Genomic DNA, 16,216 nt, shown 5'->3' on the forward strand with positions numbered 1-16,216 from the left:
TAACGGGCTTATCAAGGTTTTTACCCCTGCTGAAAAGGATAAACAGATCCAATTTTAAGAATCTGAGTCAACTCATCAAGCGCTGTGCGAGATTCAACAAGCAACTGCGGGTCACGCAAATCATTTTCGGTAAGTTCATCACGATAGTGTTTATCTACCCACGCGTTTAAGCGTGCGAACTGCGTATCGTTAATTAACGTATTTTGGTTTACCGCAGCAAGCTCTTGATCGTTCATCGCAACGCGCAAGCGCAAGCAAGCAGGGCCGCCACCGTTACGCATGCTCTGTTTCACATCGAAATAGTTTACAGATTTAATTGGTGTTCCCAATGTAACCAGTTTGTCCAGATAGCGACTAACCGCTTCGTTTTCCTGACACTCCGTTGGCGCGATAATGGTCATATCGCCACTGGGAAGCGTTATGATTTGCGTATTAAACAAGTAGGTTTTAACCGCATCTAATACTGAGACTTCATCCGTTGGCACCTCAATGAAATGCAATGGTTCATCACCAAATTTTGCCTGAAGTTCCTTTAGGCCCGCTTCTTTTTGGAAAAAAGCCTGTTCGTGGAAAAACAACACATTCTGATTACCTACCGCGATAACATCATTGTGAAATACACCCTGGTCAATAACGTCAGGGTTTTGTTGCATGTAAACTACACCGTCGTCGTCAAGACCGTGTAAACGTGCAACAGCCTGGCAAGCCTCTAGCGTTTGGCGAGCAGGGTATTTTGTCGGTGCAGGTTTGCTGGTATCAAACGCATGACGGCCATAAACAAACAGCTCTACGCCCGCTTGGCCATAGTTGCTGCAAAGGCGAGTATGGTTTGCAGCGCCCTCGTCACCAAAATGCTCATTGTCAGGAAGGTGCTGGTGATGGGCAAAGTACTTTTCATTGGCAAAGGTACCGCGCAGAATGTTTCCCGTAACTTGGGGCTCTAGAGAGCGATGAAACTTGTTGGTCAAATTTGCAGGGGTAAAGTGAACACGTCCATCGGCTGTATCGGCGCTAGGAGACACAGTAGCGGCATTTGCAGTCCACATGCTACTAGCAGAGCAGCAGGCAAGAAAAATCTCGCGAGACTGCTTTGCAGCGCTTTCTAGTACTCTTGCATCACTCCCCGTAAAGCCTAAACGACGAAGTGCCGCAATATCTGGACGCTCTTGTGGCGCTAAGACACCTTGCATCATGCCCATGTCGGCAAGGGCTTTGGCTTTAGCCAAACCTTGCTTTGCAGCTTGTTTTGGGCTGCTTACCGCATTGGCATTATTCAGTGAAGCAACATTGCCGAAGGATAAACCGGCATAGTTGTGGGTGGGGCCTACTAGACCGTCAAAGTTAACTTCAAACTGCTTCATACTTTCCCTCATTCTAGGTGTGTTACCGGTTGACTCATATGCTACCTTTAATCCTCGTGCGACCTTGATTTTTTCATCATCGGTCACATTAGAGCTCGCAGTAGAGAGTAAAACGATACACTTCTTATTACCTGAAAACGTTGTCAGGCTAGGTTGGAATGGCTCGCATTATACGGCTTTTAAAGCCAATGCCAATCGTGGTGGTTATTTAACGTACAGAATCTGCGTGCAATTAGAGCGATGGAAAGAATAAGTATGAAGAAGATCTTGTTTTCCATTCACTTTGTAGATATATGTTAAAAAAGAGCGGGTACCCTATATATAGTGCAAGGTTGCTCCAATTTTCAGAATTTGACGTAAATAGTCATTAAAAATCAATAGGTTTAGTTCAATTATATGGCAAAATCACTGGTCATAGTCGAGTCACCAGCCAAAGCAAAAACGATAAATAAATATCTTGGTAAAGATTTTATCGTAAAAAGTTCGGTTGGCCACGTGCGAGATCTTCCGACGAAGGCGTTAGGCAAAGTAGAGCCTAAAAAACCGGCTAAAGAACTCAAAACTTTAAGCGAAGAAGCGCGTCAAGAATACCTACGCCGCCACGAATATTTAAAGCTTGTAGACAGGATGGGCGTGGATCCAGAGAAAGACTGGAAGGCCCACTACCAAGTGCTGCAAGGTAAAGAAAAGGTTGTAAACGAACTTAAAAAGCTTGCTAAAGACGCCGATACTATCTATCTCGCAACCGATTTGGATCGCGAGGGAGAAGCAATTGCATGGCATCTACAAGAGCTGCTTGGCACTAAAGGCAAAACGTATCAGCGAGTGGTGTTTAACGAGATCACTAAAAACGCTATTCAGGATGCATTCTCAGCGCCAGGCGAGTTAAATATTTCTCGTGTAAACGCACAGCAGGCTCGTCGATTCTTAGACCGCGTAGTGGGCTTTATGGTGTCGCCATTACTGTGGAAGAAGATTGCTCGCGGTCTTTCAGCTGGCCGTGTTCAATCGGTCGCCGTGCGATTAGTGGTAGAGCGCGAACGAGAGATAAAAGCTTTCGTTCCAGAAGAGTTCTGGGATGTTCACGCTGATCTAACCAGTCAGGAAAAAGCGGCACTTCGCATGCTTGTTGCCAAGTATCAGGGCGACGGCTTCAAACCAAAAAATAAAGCGCAAGCCGACAAGGCATTGGCTGATTTAGAAAATGCAAAATTCACGGTAGAAAGCCGCGAATCTAAGCCAACGCAGAGCCGTCCGTCAGCGCCGTTTATTACGTCAACACTGCAGCAGGCAGCAAGTACTCGACTAGGTTTTGGTGTTAAGAAAACCATGATGATGGCGCAGCGCCTTTACGAGGCGGGTTACATCACTTACATGCGTACTGACTCGACTAACCTGAGTCAAGAGGCGGTTGAAAGCGCAAGAGCGTATATTACAGATAAGTTTGGCGATAAATATCTGCCAGATTCACCAATTCGCTATGGCAGCAAAGAAGGCGCACAGGAAGCGCACGAAGCTATTCGTCCTTCTAACGTAAATATCAGTGCGGCGAGCCTAGGTGATATGGAACGCGATGCGCAGCGTTTGTACGAACTTATATGGCGTCAGTTTTTGGCTTGCCAAATGACACCGGCAAAATATGACGCTACCACCATTAAAGTTGCGGCAGGCGACTATGAGCTTACCGCGAAAGGTCGCGTGCTTAAGTTTGATGGTTGGACTCGTGTGCAGCCACAGCTTCGCAAAAAAGGCGATGAAGAACTAATGTTGCCAGATGTGCAGAAAGGCGATGTGCTTGACTTGAAAGCACTAGATCCTAAGCAGCATTTCACAAAACCAGTGGCTCGATTTAACGAAGCGTCTTTGGTTAAAGAGCTTGAAAAACGAGGCATTGGCCGTCCTTCAACGTATGCAAGTATCATCTCTACCATACAAGACCGTGGTTATGTGCGTTTGGAAAACAAACGTTTCTATGCCGAGAAGATGGGGGAGATTGTTAACGATCGTCTGATGGAAAACTTCGATGATTTGATGAGCTACGACTTCACTGCCAACATGGAGCAACATCTCGATGATATTGCTGAAGGCAACAAGGACTGGAAAGACGTACTCAACGAATTCTACAGTGGCTTCTACGGTAAGCTGTTAAACGCTGAGAAAGACCCGGAAGAAGGCGGTATGCGCCTAAATCAGGCGATACCTGCGGGTATAGATTGTGACAAATGCGGTCGAGAAATGAACGTAAGAACCGCATCGACGGGCGTGTTCCTGGGTTGTTCAGGTTACAATCTGCCGCCTAAAGAGCGCTGCACAAACACCATGAATTTAACGCCTGGCGATGAAGTGGTGAAGGTGGACGACGAGGAAGAGCTTGAAACAGAAGCGCTTCGCTCTAAAAAGCGTTGCCCGAAGTGCGGTACGGCTATGGATAGTTACTTAGTAGATGAAACCCGTAAGCTTCACGTATGCGGTAACACGCCCACGTGTGATGGCACCTTGGTTGAAACGGGCACATTTAAGATAAAAGGCTATGACGGCCCCATTATCGAGTGTGACAAATGCGGCAGCGATATGGAGCTTAAAAACGGGCGATTCGGTAAGTATTTTGGCTGTACTAACGAAGAGTGTAAAAACACCCGCAAGCTGCTTAGAAACGGCGAAGCTGCGCCTCCGAAAGAAGATCCAGTGGATTTGCCTGAGCTTCCATGTGAAAAGTCAGACGCCCACTTTATGTTACGTGATGGCGCTTCAGGCATTTTCTTGGCGGCCCATAACTTCCCTAAGTCGCGAGAGACTCGTGCGCCGAAAGTGGAAGAACTTGCACGGTTTAGAGACAGAATTTCGCCGAAGTTCTATTATCTTGCTGATGCACCAAAAACAGATCCGGACGGAAACCCTGCAATAGTACGCTACAGCAGAAAGACCAAGCAGCAATACGTAATGTCTGAAAATGACAGCGGTAAGGCAACAGGATGGTCAGCCTGGTACGACAACGGGAAATGGCAAGAACAGGCGACGAAAGCACCGGCGGCTAAGTCAAAAGCCAAGAAAAAGTAACGCATAGTTAAGGTAAATGCATTGCCTCAAGCGTAAAATATGAGCCCGAATTTTTCGGGCTTATTACGTATTAGCCATTATTTTGATGCGTTTAGACGTGAAATTTAGATATCTATTAATGAGAGTTGATTATGTCCTCTTTACAAGACCAACTTTTAAAAGCCGGTTTGGCGGATAAAAGTTCTGCAAAGCAAGCTCGTGCAGACAAGCGCAAGAAGCAAAAGCAAAAAAATAAACAGAAACAGCCGGTACTTGATGAAGCAACCTTAGCGGCTCAACAGGCTGCCGAAGAGAAAAAAGCGCGCTCTCGTGAGTTAAATCAAATGCAGCAGCAAGAGCGTGAGAAGCGCTCAATTGTGGCCCAAGTTAGACAGCTGATCACAGCGAATAAACAACCCAGAAACGGTGACGTTATTTTGAACTTTACTCACGATAACGTGGTAAAGCGTATGTATGTGAGCGAGTCCATTCACAAGCAAGTGACCAAAGGTCGCTTGGCTATTGTCTTGTTAGACGATGCCTATGAGCTCGTCCCCATGCCTGTTGCTGACAAAATTGCTCAGCGTGACGAAGCGTCAGTCATTTATCGGGCTGATCTAGATAAAAGCGGCACTGACGGTAAAGATGAGGCTGAAGATGATTGGTATGCTGACTACGAAATTCCTGACGATTTAACTTGGTAGTCCACTTCTAATAGCGTCGACGCAGCACTAATTTTACAGGGTTGCGTTGGCTTACCTATGTTTTTCGCAATTAGCGCTCGTCATTTATCCTTCTGATGTTATGATTTTTCAAGTAATTTAAAACTGAACAATGCAAGCTGCTTAAACATTCTTGAACTATAGTTATACCAGTCCGCATAGATAATTACCCACTCAGCGAGAGTTAAAATGTTCGTAATCGCGGCGTGTTACCGCAGGTATAGTGGTTCTACATCAAGGTAACACAACAAAGAGTACGGACATTTTAAACTCGCCCTTCGGGAAGGTCTGGCAAGCTTCCTAGCTTTAATCTGGGAATTTGAAAGGGAGCAGCCATTCCTGCATTCCCACGCTTCGCTAGGAAACTTGCCAGCGCCTTCTGAGTGGGCACTTTTCTATGCGGATTGGTATTGTACATCTTCACGTTTGCTGATTCAGGAGTCATACTATGGGCGGCGCAGCTAAATTAGTGTTAGCTATTACTTTTGCTCTATTCTTTTCTACTTCTGCAAAAGCAGGTTTATTTAGTATTTCAATCAATAACCTGGGCGGATTAACACCATCACAATCAAGTATTTTTAATGATGCTATAGAATATTGGGAATCATATCTTACAGGGGTTCAAAGCACATTTGATCATAGTATTCTTATTGACGCGAGCGGCGTATCCATTGATGGGACGGGGGGGATCCTTGGTCAAGCTGGACCTACTGCAATAACACAATTAGGCGATAGTCCTTTCGTTTATGCAAATAGAGGACGGATGCGGTTTGATAGCGCTGATTTGAGTAGCCTCGAAAATCGTGGCCGGCTTTTTGACGTTATCGTTCACGAAATGGCCCATGTGATAGGGTTTGGAACGCTCTGGACGACAGACTTTTTTATCGCGGGTAGTCAGTCGAACTATGTAAATGGGTCTGGGCGCTATACTGGAGAATATGCTTTAGAAATTTATCGCCGTGAGTTTGTTGAAAACGCTGAATTTATCCCAGTCGAACTTGGTGGCGGAGCGGGCACTGCCAACAGTCATTGGGACGAACCTTGGCCTGGTGGTTCATCGGACTTAATGACCGGATATTTGGGGCCGTATCCAATTACCTTAAGTGACACCACAGTGGCGTCGTTTGCTGATATTGGTTATTACACCACAGTAACTCATGCTGTAAGTGAGGCCGCGACGGTTTGGATATTTCTCTTTTCTGTGGGGTTAGTGGCTATGAGGAGTAACTCAGGAAGGCAGCGGCGCTTTTTCAACTACGTTTAATTTGCATTAAGCGCGCCCTATAATTTATTTCAAAGACGAAATTCTTTATAACCCAAGAAAATGGAGATAGGTATGTTATATGGGGTTGTGCTAGCAGGTGGTGCATCTCGACGCATGGGGAAGGACAAAGCGCTGATGCAATTTCAAGGGCGTACTTTGATAACACACGCTTCGCATCTGCTTGAGGCCGCGGGGTGTAAAAGCGTACTAGTAAGTCGTAATGAAGCGGGGTACGTCATTGATAAAATTGAAAACGCTGGGCCACTTGGAGGTGTGCACGCCGCTGTTTGTGAAATATTAAAAAGCGCGCCATGCAAAACCATGAAAAATGGGGAAGAGGAAGCGCTTAAGCGCGAACTTTTGGTTTTGCCAGTCGATATGCCTAAAATGACATCACAGTTACTTAATCAATTAGTTTCACTAGGAAGGCAAAATGAACGGGCTTGTTTCGTCGAAAACCGCTTTCTCCCTTTTTATTTACCGATTAGCAGCAACACACAAGAGGCGTTAAATGATTATCTTGTTAACCAAGGTAAAAGACGAGTTATTGGTTTTCTAGAGCACGTAAATGCGTTAGCGCTTTCTTCATCAAGTGTTGAAAATGAAGCGCAATGGCTTAATGTTAATACACCAAACGATTGGCCTACAAACAAACCACATCCTTCTTTGTGAGCGAAAAGTGTCAACAAGAAAATCCTCAACAAAAAAAATTTTAGCTCAACATGTCAGGGCATCTATGGCCGTAAAAAACGAAAATAAGAATGAAAACAAAGGAGAACGCGCTGAAAAAACGCAAGCCGTGATTATTCAAGATAGCGCAGATAGCGAAGGGTTTATACTTGCTGAAGAAGTTGCGCTTAGTATTAGCTATAACGGCATAAATTACGCGGTAATGTTAGTGACTCCTTACGATATCGAGGATTTTATTATTGGCTTTAGCTTGTCCAATGACATTATTGAGCACACCAGGCAGATTTATAATATCGAAGTGTCTTATCATCAAGAGCATATTAACGCTGAAGTCGAAATAGCAAATAAGGCGTTTTGGAAATTAAAAGAAAAGAAGCGTCAGCTAACTGGTGCGTCAGGCTGTGGTTTATGCGGTATTGAAGCGCTCGAAAATGCACTACCGGCACTGGTACCTGTGGACATCGTAGCATTGCCTCCTGCTAACTGGTTTGAAGGCTTGCGAATTGCTATAGAAAAATCTCAGCGCCTCGCCCAAAAAAGTGGCGCTGTTCATGCGGCTTTATATTTTGATAAAGATCGAAATGTCATAGCATGTAGAGAAGACATAGGGCGGCATAATGCCTTTGATAAGCTTATTGGGGCTATTGCATCGAAGGGTTATTACAATACCGAGAACATTGCGGTTTTAACTAGCCGTTGCAGCCTTGAGCTTGTTCAAAAAGCAATTAGAGCAAGGCTTGCGTTGTTAGTAACACTGTCTGCACCAACGGCTCTTTCAGTAAAATGGGCGAACCGACATGGTGTAACCCTTATCCATGTGCCCAAGTACGATGCTCCCCGAGCATTCGTGCCAGGCGCGCCTTAGTTTACGTTGAAGAAATCGGAATACGCCCATCAGATTTAGATTTAGTCAGTTTGATAGCAATAAACTTTGACGTCGGGGTAAAGGTGCCGTCTCCGTAACTATCAAGGGGTACAAGGGGATTTGTTTCAGGATAATATGCAGCAGCTTGCCCCTCAGGAATATCATAAGCCACCAGCATAAACTGTTTTATTTGACGGGTTCGACCATCGTTCCACAACGACGTAATATCCACTTTCTCCCCGTCTTTAAAGCCAAGCTTTTTTATATCACTTTCATTTACAAACAGCACGTCTCTCGCACCAAACACATTTCTGTACCTATCGTCCATGCCGTAAATGGTGGTGTTGTATTGGTCGTGGGAGCGTAGCGTTTGCAGTATGAGGTCAGGCTTTTCGCCTCTTGCTATTATTTCGGAGTTCAACAAAGACGCTGGCAATGTATTTGTGGCAAATTCTGCCTTACCCGAAGGTGTTAACCAACGTCTCTCACTTGCTGTATTACCTAGATGAAAGCCACCAGGCTGAGACACTTTTTTATTAAAGTCTTCAAAGCCGTCAATAGTATCAGCAATAAGCTCGCGAATATTGCCGTAGTCGCTAACTAAGAAGTCCCAGTCTACGGGAGTATTGCCAAGCGTGGCTTTCGCTATACCCGCAATAATGGCTGGCTCTGAACGCAACATTTCTGAACTAGGGGGGAGTTGACCATAAGAGAGATGGACCATTGAAAAGGTGTCCTCTACTGTTACACCTTGCTGTCCATTTGCCTGCATATCAATTTCCGTTCTGCCTAAGCAGGGCAGAATTAGGGCATCTTTTCCCGTTGTGAGGTGAGAGCGATTAAGCTTTGTCGCAATATGTACAGTCAAATTGCACTTCGACAAAGCAGCATGAGTTCGGAGGGTATCCGGTGTGGCTTGGGCAAAATTACCGCCTAAACCAATGAATACCTTTGATTCACCACTTTCCATAGCCTGAATGGCTTGAATAGTGTTGTGACCTCTTTCTCTCGGTACCTTAAAATTAAATCTGTTTTCCAGCGCGTCGAGCAATGCTTCTGGCGGCGCCTCGTTAATACCTACGGTTCTATCGCCCTGTACATTGCTGTGACCGCGAACGGGAGAAAGCCCTGCACCAGGCTTACCTACGTTGCCTCGTAATAACTGCACGTTTACTATTTCCTGTACCGTCGCGACAGAGTGTTTGTGCTGTGTGATCCCCATGGCCCAGCACATGATGACCCGTTCACCGCGCTTGTACATCATAGCAGCATGTTGTATCTCGTCTTTTGAAAGACCTGATTGCGCTTCAATCTGCTCCCAACTGGTAGCCTTAACCGCAGTTAAGTAATCGTCTAACCCACTTGTGTGAGTTTGGATAAAGTCATGGTCTAATACCAATGGCTCGCCGTTCGCTTTTGCTTCGTCATCCCACGTTATTAGCCACTTAGCGATGCCGCGCATCACTGCCATATCGCCACCAAGTGACGGTCTGAAGTAAGCTGTATTTGTCGGCGTAGAACCATTGGTGATCATTTCGATAGGATGTTGAGGGTGTTGAAAGCGCTCTAAACCCCTCTCTTTAAGCGGGTTAAAGCAAACAACTTGAGCACCTCGGCGAACAGCGTCACGCAGTGGCTCTAGCATGCGAGGGTGGTTAGTTCCTGGGTTTTGACCTATTACGAATAGGGTATCGGCCTTTTCAAAATCATTGAAGGTGACCGTGCCTTTACCTACACCTATAGTTGGTTTCATGCCTTGGCCTGATGCTTCATGGCACATATTTGAACAATCGGGAAAATTGTTGGTGCCATATGCGCGTACAAATAGCTGGTACAGGTAGGCAGCTTCGTTACTCGCTCGTCCAGAGGTGTAAAACTCGGCCTGATGAGGGGAGGGTAAATCATTTAGGTGTTTAGCGATGAGCGCAAAGGCATCGTCCCATGATACGGGTTCATAATGATCAGTCTTAGCATTGAAGCGCATAGGGTGGGTGAGTCTGCCTTGTGACTCCAGCCAATAGTCAGTGTGTTTCTTTAGCGAATTTACTGAGTGGTCTGAGAAAAACGCAGGGTCAACATAGCGACCGGTAGACTCCCAGTTCACTGCTTTAGCGCCATTTTCGCAAAACTTCACTAAACCACTTTCCGGTGATTCACCCCACGCACAGCCAGGACAGTCAAACCCTTTGTCTTGGTTGGTTTTGAGCATGGCCCGCAAATTTTTAAGCGGCTTTTCGCTTTGGATCCAGCTTTGGGTAACACTTTTCAAAGCGCCCCATCCGCCAGCGGGTTTATCGTAAGTTTTGATGTTGCGCTTATCACTCATATTTTGCCCCTGTGCCCGCGCGGGTGTTTGCTCATGTATATAAGACCTAGTAGCAAAACACCTTAACTATTTTTAAATGGTGTTCCAATTAATTACGCCGACTAAATTATAGGGTTCATCAATTAAACGCTTATTTCCAGTCGCCAGTCTGAAGAGCATAGGGAGACATGTCCGTTATTTTATGGGAGTAAGGGTATATTCCCTTGATGTGTGTAACCGATATTACCGATAAAGACACAAAACGCTCTGCGCCTTTAAAGGCAGCCCCTTTAACCCCAGTCTCTCTAAACACAGTAACTTTAGATTCGGTCGGTTCTACTTTAGCTTTTGCTTTGACGAAAAAAAGATCACCTGTTTCATTGTCCCAAAATAGTATACCTACATGAGGATCTAACAAGATGTTGCCCAAAGTATTAAAGAACTTATTACCGCTGAAGTCAGGGAAGGTTATTGTATTTCCCTTCACGTTAATAAAGCCGGGGTTCCCTCCTCTGTGAGAAACATCCAATCCTTCGTTTGCCTCTTGTCCCAGAGAATTATGTCGTGAAGCAATAAAAAAGGTTTCGGCTCTTTCTATTATTGAGCGTACTCTGGCGTTAATTGTATGTGTAGTGGTAGTAGTCATATTGACGTTGTCAGACATGCTATTCTCTAACTGTCCGTCTATGGCAAGCCGTCGCTTTTTTGTCGTGTTTCGTTTATGAATATACTGAGGGCAGTTTCCGAAACTTTGATCTACCAATATTGTTAGGTTTCCATCAGTTGCGTGGCTTATTGTACCGTTTAATCGATTTCTGCGCCTTGTAGCATATTCAATCCCGACTATGCCGATTTTGCTTCCTGCCATCACATCTAAGTTTAATGCGTTTCGTATCATGTCTAAGACTTCATCGGGCAGGTGGAACCTTAACTGAGTCGGAGAGGGGCTTTCAATTAAGTCATCCCCTCCCCAAATTGGCAGGGCTATAGGGTAGCCTTCGTCATCTACTAAGGCTAAGACGGTGAACGGACAGGAAGTAAAGAACTGCCTGTGTTGCTCTGGCATGTAGCTACGGATAAAACCATTGGTTCGCTCGCCTATTTCCTTATCAATACCCAGCTTCTTTTGCAGAGCGATTTCACCGTGGTGAAACGCAGGGTTTATTGACGATAGCCTAGGTAGTGACATAACAACCTCTTAATTTCGAGCTGGGGCAATATCTGATGATGGCATTGAAACAAAACCGTTTAGACCCTCGATGGCCCTTAGCCACTCAGTTATGTGAGGGTACTTATCCAGTGATATACCACCTTCAGGGGCGTGAGCCATGTACGAATACATAGCGATGTCTGCTGCGGTGATGTGATCACCTACTAAAAATGTACTTTTCGAATTTGATAAATGTGCTTCCATGTTTTCAAGCAATGTAGCGCTGGTGGCAAGAACAGTAGGAACATGGATGGTTGCGCCAAATATGTATTCTAATCGGGCGGCGGCCGGCCCTTTAGCAAGTTCACCTGCTGAGACAGAGAGCCAGCGTTGAATCAGCGCTTTTTCTTTAGCGTCCTTTCCTAGCCAATAGTCACTGTCTGCGTATGCGTGGATCAAATAAATTAAAATGGCATTAGAGTCAGCCAAGGTGATATCGCCGTCTGTTATCACGGGGACTTGTTTGAACACATTAAGTGCACTAAAGCGCTCACTCTTGTGCTCGCCACTGGCCATATCAGGTTCAATGGTGGCATAGGGAATGGCGTTAAGCGCCATAAATAGCGACACTTTATGACAGTGGCCAGACTTAGGGTTTTGAATCAAAGTAATAGGGCTTTTAGGCATAACTTTACTTGTTGAGTTCGTCACGAATTTTTCCTTACTGTAAAAATGGTTAAATGATTGATGTTATTAACAATGCTTAAAGCTCAAACTCGGACAGAGAGGGGTAGTCGTCAGGACGTCGTTCTCCATCCCAAGTGAACTTTCGGTCACTTTCTGCAATAGGGTGTTCGTTAATACTGGCAATACGTTTTTCCATAAGACCCTCAGAGTTGAACTGCCAATTTTCATTACCGTAAGCTCTATACCATTGTCCGGAATCATCTTTATATTCGTACGCAAAGCGCGCCGCTATGCGGTTCTCGTTGAAGGCCCATAGCTCTTTTACTAATTTATAGTTGAGCTCTTTATTCCACTTTCGCGTTAAAAAACTTACTATTTGAGCTCTCCCTTCAATGAACTCTGCGCGGTTACGCCAGCTACAGTCAAAGGTATAAGCACCTGCAACTTTTACCGGGTCTTTACTGTTCCAAGCGTCTTCAGCAAGGCGCACTTTTTGCGCTGCGGTTTCAAGTGAAAATGGTGGAAGGGGCGGTCTCATAATTATCTCCTGTTAATGTTGGGCCGCCTTTTAAAACGACAGCCAGAAAGAAATATGTAAAAACTGATAGTGATACTAATACTTTCCTTTTTTTTAATAATTGGTTATTTTTGAAATTTATAATTTCATTAAATGGAATAATATGGACAAGCTTTTGTGCATGCGAGTATTTGCAGAGGTTGCTAAGTCGGGAAGCTTTGTAGGTGCTGCAGACACGATGTCGATGTCAGCACCCGCGGTTACTCGCTGTATTGCGCATTTGGAGGCACAGTTAAATACTCGGCTTTTTCATCGCACAACGCGGCAAGTGAAATTGAGCGAAGTTGGTGAACATTACCTTGTTCATGTTTCACGTATACTGGCAGATATTGAGCAAAGTGAAGCTGCTGTGTCTGGAATTGACTTGGTGCCCAGAGGTGAGCTTAATGTCACGGCGCCAATTTTGTTCGGTGAACGTTATGTAACGCCCATTATATCCCAATTCCTTAAGGACTATCCCGATATAAGGGTTAACGGTCATTTTCATGACGATGTGGTAAACTTAATCGATAGCAATATTGATTTAGCAATACGTATAGGTAGCCCCAAAGACTCTTCACTTTACGGAGTTACAGTAGGTTACGTACGGCGTGTAACCTGTGCGGCGCCTAGTTACTTGGCAAGTAATCCGGCTATAAAAAAGCCAGAAGACTTAAAACAGCACAGCGTGCTGTATCCTACGCGCTTTAACGAGCCAGCAGTATGGACGTATCACCAAAACGGCAGACCTATTGCTATTAAGCTCACGCCTCGTTTTCAATCTAATCAAAATCGCGCCGCGATTAATGCTGCGATACAAGGCCTAGGTGTGGTGCGGCTGATGTCCTACCAAGTAGCCGAAGCGCTCAAAAGTGGTGAACTGGTCAGTCTGTTAGAGGATGTGGAAGACAAAAAACTACCTATACAGGTGGTAAGTGTTGAAGGGCGTAAAAACCTGACTAAGGTCAAAATGTTCATCGACTATGTAAAGGCTGGGTTGGTGAACAACGAGTATCTAAACCTCAAGACTTGATTAATCCAGAATGCCATGGTCTACGAGCGTTGTGCTCAGGCTGTTTACCCGTGTAGCATAAATATAAAGGGCATTTTGAGTTAAATGGACTGCGTTACACTAAACCAATCGTTATCGTCGCTAAGCTCTTAAATGTGCATGCTGAAATTGGCATCATAAAGTCAGTATCTTTGATAGGATCTGTTAAAGGCACTATTCAAACGTTAATAATAAAATCCATGGAGGCAACATGGTTTCTTGGCAATCACTCACATTTAGTGAACTGACTAATAATCAACTCTTCGACTTGCTCAAGCTGCGTGTGGATGTTTTTGTTGTTGAGCAAAACTGTGCTTACCCTGAGCTTGATGAAAAAGACCGCCATCCGCAAACCCGTCACTTGATGGGGTTTCAAGACAACCGATTAGTAGCGTGTGCACGATTACTTAGCGAAGGCGTAAGTTATCCATCGGTAAGTATTGGCCGTGTTGCTACCAGCGAGGCGTTCAGAGGGAAGGGAGCGGGCAAGGCCCTTATGCGCGAAGCCATCAAACATTGTGAGGCACTATGGCCGGGCTGTGATATTGAAATTGGCGCGCAGGAGTACTTAAAACGTTTTTATGAAAGTTTTGGGTTTGAAGCCACCTCGACGATGTATTTGGAAGACGATATTCCTCACATTGATATGAAAAGAGCTGGCATGGCGAGGTCGTAGCTAAGTGCCTATCTCGAAAAATCGATTGGCATAACTTTTAGCTTTGGCTCAGGCGTTTAGCCTGAGCATTAAGCTAACCTGCTCTCCCGTGCAAGCCAATAAACAGTGCTTTTATGTGGCACCTACATACCATCAACCCTAACGATTATTTGGCATCGGGTAATTGAGAGACCAGTTCATCTAGCCCGCTTACAACAGTGTCAGGCGCTATTGCTAACGGGTAAAGTACCTTACCGGGACGTGCAATGAACGCCGCTTGCCAGCCCGCTTGTTTAGCACCAGCAATATCCCAGCCGTGGGCCGCCACTAACATAGCGTCTTCTGGTGCTATCCCCATTTTTTTAATAGCCCACTCGTACGTACGTGTATCGGGCTTGTAGAGATTAATGTCTTCTACACTGAGTCGTTCATCAAAATAAGACAAAAGATCAGCGTTTTTAAATTGGGTATAAACACCCTGATTAGATGAGTTGGTAAGGCTCACCAGTTTATAGCCCTTGTCTTTAAGTGCTTGCAAGCCATCGCGCACGTCAGGGTGGGGCGGAAGGCTTCTAAGCGGCGTGACGATTGCCGTTTTGGCTTGCGCTTTGGTCAATTCGATCCCTTCAATTTCTGCGACCATCAACAGTGAGGCAACGCCAACTTCTCCGAAGGTATGAAAGCGACCGGTGGTTGAATCCACCAGTGAGTGATGCAACATGGTAGAGAACCACAGTGGCAACAAATCATCTCGACCGCCTAAGGCTTCACCTACCGAGCCGCGCATGGCGGTCAGGTCGAGTAAGGTCTCATTGACATCGAAAAAGATAATTTTTGGTGCCTTTAATTTACTTGTCACCTGTGAATTTGGTTCTTGCTGAGAATGTCGACTTTCATGGGTTTGTGCAGACAATTGAGCGGATACCACGCTTAAAACTAGAGAGGTGGCGCACAGAAACGTGGGGATCTGTTTAGAAAGAAATCGAGTCATCATTATCCTTAGTAATTAAGATGCCATTTGAACGAGTGTTCAAGTTAGTTCTAATCAATAAAGAAAGCAATAGAACCTGTGATGAATTTACTGATTTATGGGGTTGTAATCGTGGTAAGAGGCTGCATGTTTCCAGTGCTGGGAAAGGTGCAACCTATTATTTAGTTTCGCGCATTTACTCTTTGCCAGTGTGCTTAATTGTAAGGCGATAGCCATTTCCGCGTAATGTCTCAATTACAATGCTATTGCTTGCCTGAAGTTTTTGTCTTAATCGGCTGATGTATACGTCGACAACATTGGTAAGCGGGTCGGCATGACTTCGCCATACTCGACTTAAAATACGCTCTCGAGACAACACCTTTTCTGCATTTTCGGCAAAATAATAGAGCACATCGTATTCCAGTTTAGTGAGGGATATCTCCACGTCGTTCAAGGTGGCTATCCTCGACTCGTCATCAATAAATAATGGACCAACGGAAAGCCCCTCATTTGACGCCGGTGCATTTGTTACCCTGCGACCAAGGGCTGTTATACGGGCCAGTAACTCATCAAAGTCAAAGGGTTTACACAGATAGTCGTCGGCCCCTTGCTTTAAACCGTTTACCCGTTCGCGTACTTCATCTACAGCAGTTAAAAGTAACACCATAGGGGCGTTTGGTAATGATTTTATAGCGGGTAGCAATTCCACACTGTCTTCGTCACCGAACATTCTATCGAGCACAATGATAGAGGGGGATTCATGACGAATTCGCGTCACTAAATTATGTAGCGCTGATTCCTCGACACACTCGAAACCTTCGGCGCTCAAACCTCGGGACAGAAAGCGCAATAGCGGGGCTTCGTCATCAGCAATAAGAATTTTCATGGTTTTTATAATCCTAAA

General features: G+C 45.1%; 15 protein-coding genes. 7 read left to right on the top strand and 8 right to left on the bottom strand.

Translation table 11 applies throughout. From position 1 onward, the window contains the following. Window positions 1–20 precede the first annotated feature (20 nt). On the bottom strand, window positions 21–1,361 hold the full coding sequence (astB, locus tag ACM0P2_RS08530; RefSeq protein WP_173358772.1) for an N-succinylarginine dihydrolase: 1,341 nt from the start codon (window positions 1,359–1,361) through the stop codon (window positions 21–23). A 396-nt stretch (window positions 1,362–1,757) separates the two neighbouring features. On the opposite strand from astB, the gene topA reads away from it, so the two are divergent. Then, entirely contained in the window at window positions 1,758–4,418 is a 2,661-nt protein-coding gene (topA, locus tag ACM0P2_RS08535) for a type I DNA topoisomerase (RefSeq protein WP_159117354.1), read from the top strand. A 131-nt stretch (window positions 4,419–4,549) separates the two neighbouring features. Then, a complete protein-coding gene (locus ACM0P2_RS08540; protein ID WP_159117355.1) occupies window positions 4,550–5,101 on the top strand; it encodes a DUF2058 domain-containing protein in 552 nt (183 codons plus the stop codon). A 283-nt stretch (window positions 5,102–5,384) separates the two neighbouring features. Here the strand turns inward: ACM0P2_RS08540 and ACM0P2_RS08545 are convergent, their stop codons facing one another. Further along, window positions 5,385–5,564 carry a hypothetical protein gene (locus ACM0P2_RS08545; protein WP_419227576.1) on the bottom strand — a complete coding sequence of 60 codons (180 nt, stop codon included), beginning with the start codon at window positions 5,562–5,564 and terminating at the stop codon, window positions 5,385–5,387. A gap of 3 nt (window positions 5,565–5,567) precedes the next feature. Here ACM0P2_RS08545 and ACM0P2_RS08550 point away from each other — a divergent pair, with 3 nt between their 5' ends. The 3 genes from ACM0P2_RS08550 (at window position 5,568) to fdhD (ending at window position 7,938) form a co-directional block, all read left to right on the top strand. Then, window positions 5,568–6,383, top strand: a complete 816-nt coding sequence (locus ACM0P2_RS08550) for a leishmanolysin-related zinc metalloendopeptidase (RefSeq protein WP_159117356.1) — start codon at window positions 5,568–5,570, stop codon at window positions 6,381–6,383. A gap of 72 nt (window positions 6,384–6,455) precedes the next feature. Further along, entirely contained in the window at window positions 6,456–7,055 is a 600-nt protein-coding gene (gene mobA, locus ACM0P2_RS08555) for a molybdenum cofactor guanylyltransferase (RefSeq protein ID WP_236547029.1), read from the top strand. A 64-nt stretch (window positions 7,056–7,119) separates the two neighbouring features. Beyond that, complete coding sequence (gene fdhD / locus ACM0P2_RS08560) at window positions 7,120–7,938, top strand: formate dehydrogenase accessory sulfurtransferase FdhD (protein ID WP_159117358.1); 819 nt, start codon at window positions 7,120–7,122, stop codon at window positions 7,936–7,938. Window position 7,939: 1 nt separating this feature from the next. Here fdhD and ACM0P2_RS08565 read toward each other — a convergent pair whose 3' ends face one another. The 4 genes from ACM0P2_RS08565 to ACM0P2_RS08580 form a co-directional block, all read right to left on the bottom strand. After that, window positions 7,940–10,264, bottom strand: a complete 2,325-nt coding sequence (locus ACM0P2_RS08565; protein WP_159117359.1) for an FdhF/YdeP family oxidoreductase — start codon at window positions 10,262–10,264, stop codon at window positions 7,940–7,942. Between the two features lie 130 nt (window positions 10,265–10,394). Beyond that, window positions 10,395–11,432: a pyridoxamine 5'-phosphate oxidase family protein gene (locus ACM0P2_RS08570; protein WP_419227577.1), complete on the bottom strand. Its 1,038-nt coding sequence runs from the start codon at window positions 11,430–11,432 to the stop codon at window positions 10,395–10,397. Window positions 11,433–11,441: 9 nt separating this feature from the next. Beyond that, window positions 11,442–12,104, bottom strand: a complete 663-nt coding sequence (locus tag ACM0P2_RS08575; protein ID WP_419227578.1) for a glutathione S-transferase family protein — start codon at window positions 12,102–12,104, stop codon at window positions 11,442–11,444. A gap of 52 nt (window positions 12,105–12,156) precedes the next feature. Continuing rightward, entirely contained in the window at window positions 12,157–12,618 is a 462-nt protein-coding gene (locus ACM0P2_RS08580) for a DUF1348 family protein (protein ID WP_419227579.1), read from the bottom strand. A 142-nt stretch (window positions 12,619–12,760) separates the two neighbouring features. Between ACM0P2_RS08580 and ACM0P2_RS08585 the strand changes: the two genes are divergently transcribed. Together ACM0P2_RS08585 and ACM0P2_RS08590 are read left to right on the top strand one after the other, a co-directional pair. Next, complete coding sequence (locus tag ACM0P2_RS08585; RefSeq protein WP_236547030.1) at window positions 12,761–13,669, top strand: LysR family transcriptional regulator; 909 nt, start codon at window positions 12,761–12,763, stop codon at window positions 13,667–13,669. 229 nt (window positions 13,670–13,898) lie between these two features. Then, window positions 13,899–14,363, top strand: coding sequence for a GNAT family N-acetyltransferase (locus tag ACM0P2_RS08590; RefSeq protein WP_173358767.1), 465 nt, complete (start codon window positions 13,899–13,901; stop codon window positions 14,361–14,363). A 145-nt stretch (window positions 14,364–14,508) separates the two neighbouring features. Here the strand turns inward: ACM0P2_RS08590 and ACM0P2_RS08595 are convergent, their stop codons facing one another. Both ACM0P2_RS08595 and ACM0P2_RS08600 read right to left on the bottom strand, forming a co-directional pair. After that, window positions 14,509–15,333 (bottom strand): haloacid dehalogenase type II, encoded by an 825-nt coding sequence (locus ACM0P2_RS08595; RefSeq protein ID WP_159117362.1) that lies wholly within the window; start codon window positions 15,331–15,333, stop codon window positions 14,509–14,511. Between the two features lie 175 nt (window positions 15,334–15,508). After that, entirely contained in the window at window positions 15,509–16,198 is a 690-nt protein-coding gene (locus tag ACM0P2_RS08600; RefSeq protein WP_159117363.1) for a response regulator transcription factor, read from the bottom strand. Between the last annotated feature and the right edge of the window lie 18 nt (window positions 16,199–16,216).

Origin of the sequence: Alteromonas sp. OM2203 (genome assembly GCF_048517045.1) — a bacterium.
Classification (GTDB): domain Bacteria; phylum Pseudomonadota; class Gammaproteobacteria; order Enterobacterales; family Alteromonadaceae; genus Alteromonas; species Alteromonas gracilis.

Coding starts and splice junctions, on each gene's coding strand:
- astB (WP_173358772.1), bottom strand. CDS start 1,361: ATGAAGCAGTTTGAAGTTAACTTTGACGGTCTAGTAGGCCCCACCCAC.
- ACM0P2_RS08595 (WP_159117362.1), bottom strand. CDS start 15,333: ATGACTCGATTTCTTTCTAAACAGATCCCCACGTTTCTGTGCGCCACC.
- fdhD (WP_159117358.1), top strand. CDS start 7,120: ATGGCCGTAAAAAACGAAAATAAGAATGAAAACAAAGGAGAACGCGCT.
- ACM0P2_RS08550 (WP_159117356.1), top strand. CDS start 5,568: ATGGGCGGCGCAGCTAAATTAGTGTTAGCTATTACTTTTGCTCTATTC.
- ACM0P2_RS08565 (WP_159117359.1), bottom strand. CDS start 10,264: ATGAGTGATAAGCGCAACATCAAAACTTACGATAAACCCGCTGGCGGA.
- ACM0P2_RS08570 (WP_419227577.1), bottom strand. CDS start 11,432: ATGTCACTACCTAGGCTATCGTCAATAAACCCTGCGTTTCACCACGGT.
- ACM0P2_RS08600 (WP_159117363.1), bottom strand. CDS start 16,198: ATGAAAATTCTTATTGCTGATGACGAAGCCCCGCTATTGCGCTTTCTG.
- ACM0P2_RS08590 (WP_173358767.1), top strand. CDS start 13,899: ATGGTTTCTTGGCAATCACTCACATTTAGTGAACTGACTAATAATCAA.
- ACM0P2_RS08585 (WP_236547030.1), top strand. CDS start 12,761: ATGGACAAGCTTTTGTGCATGCGAGTATTTGCAGAGGTTGCTAAGTCG.
- topA (WP_159117354.1), top strand. CDS start 1,758: ATGGCAAAATCACTGGTCATAGTCGAGTCACCAGCCAAAGCAAAAACG.
- ACM0P2_RS08540 (WP_159117355.1), top strand. CDS start 4,550: ATGTCCTCTTTACAAGACCAACTTTTAAAAGCCGGTTTGGCGGATAAA.
- mobA (WP_236547029.1), top strand. CDS start 6,456: ATGTTATATGGGGTTGTGCTAGCAGGTGGTGCATCTCGACGCATGGGG.
- ACM0P2_RS08580 (WP_419227579.1), bottom strand. CDS start 12,618: ATGAGACCGCCCCTTCCACCATTTTCACTTGAAACCGCAGCGCAAAAA.
- ACM0P2_RS08545 (WP_419227576.1), bottom strand. CDS start 5,564: ATGACTCCTGAATCAGCAAACGTGAAGATGTACAATACCAATCCGCAT.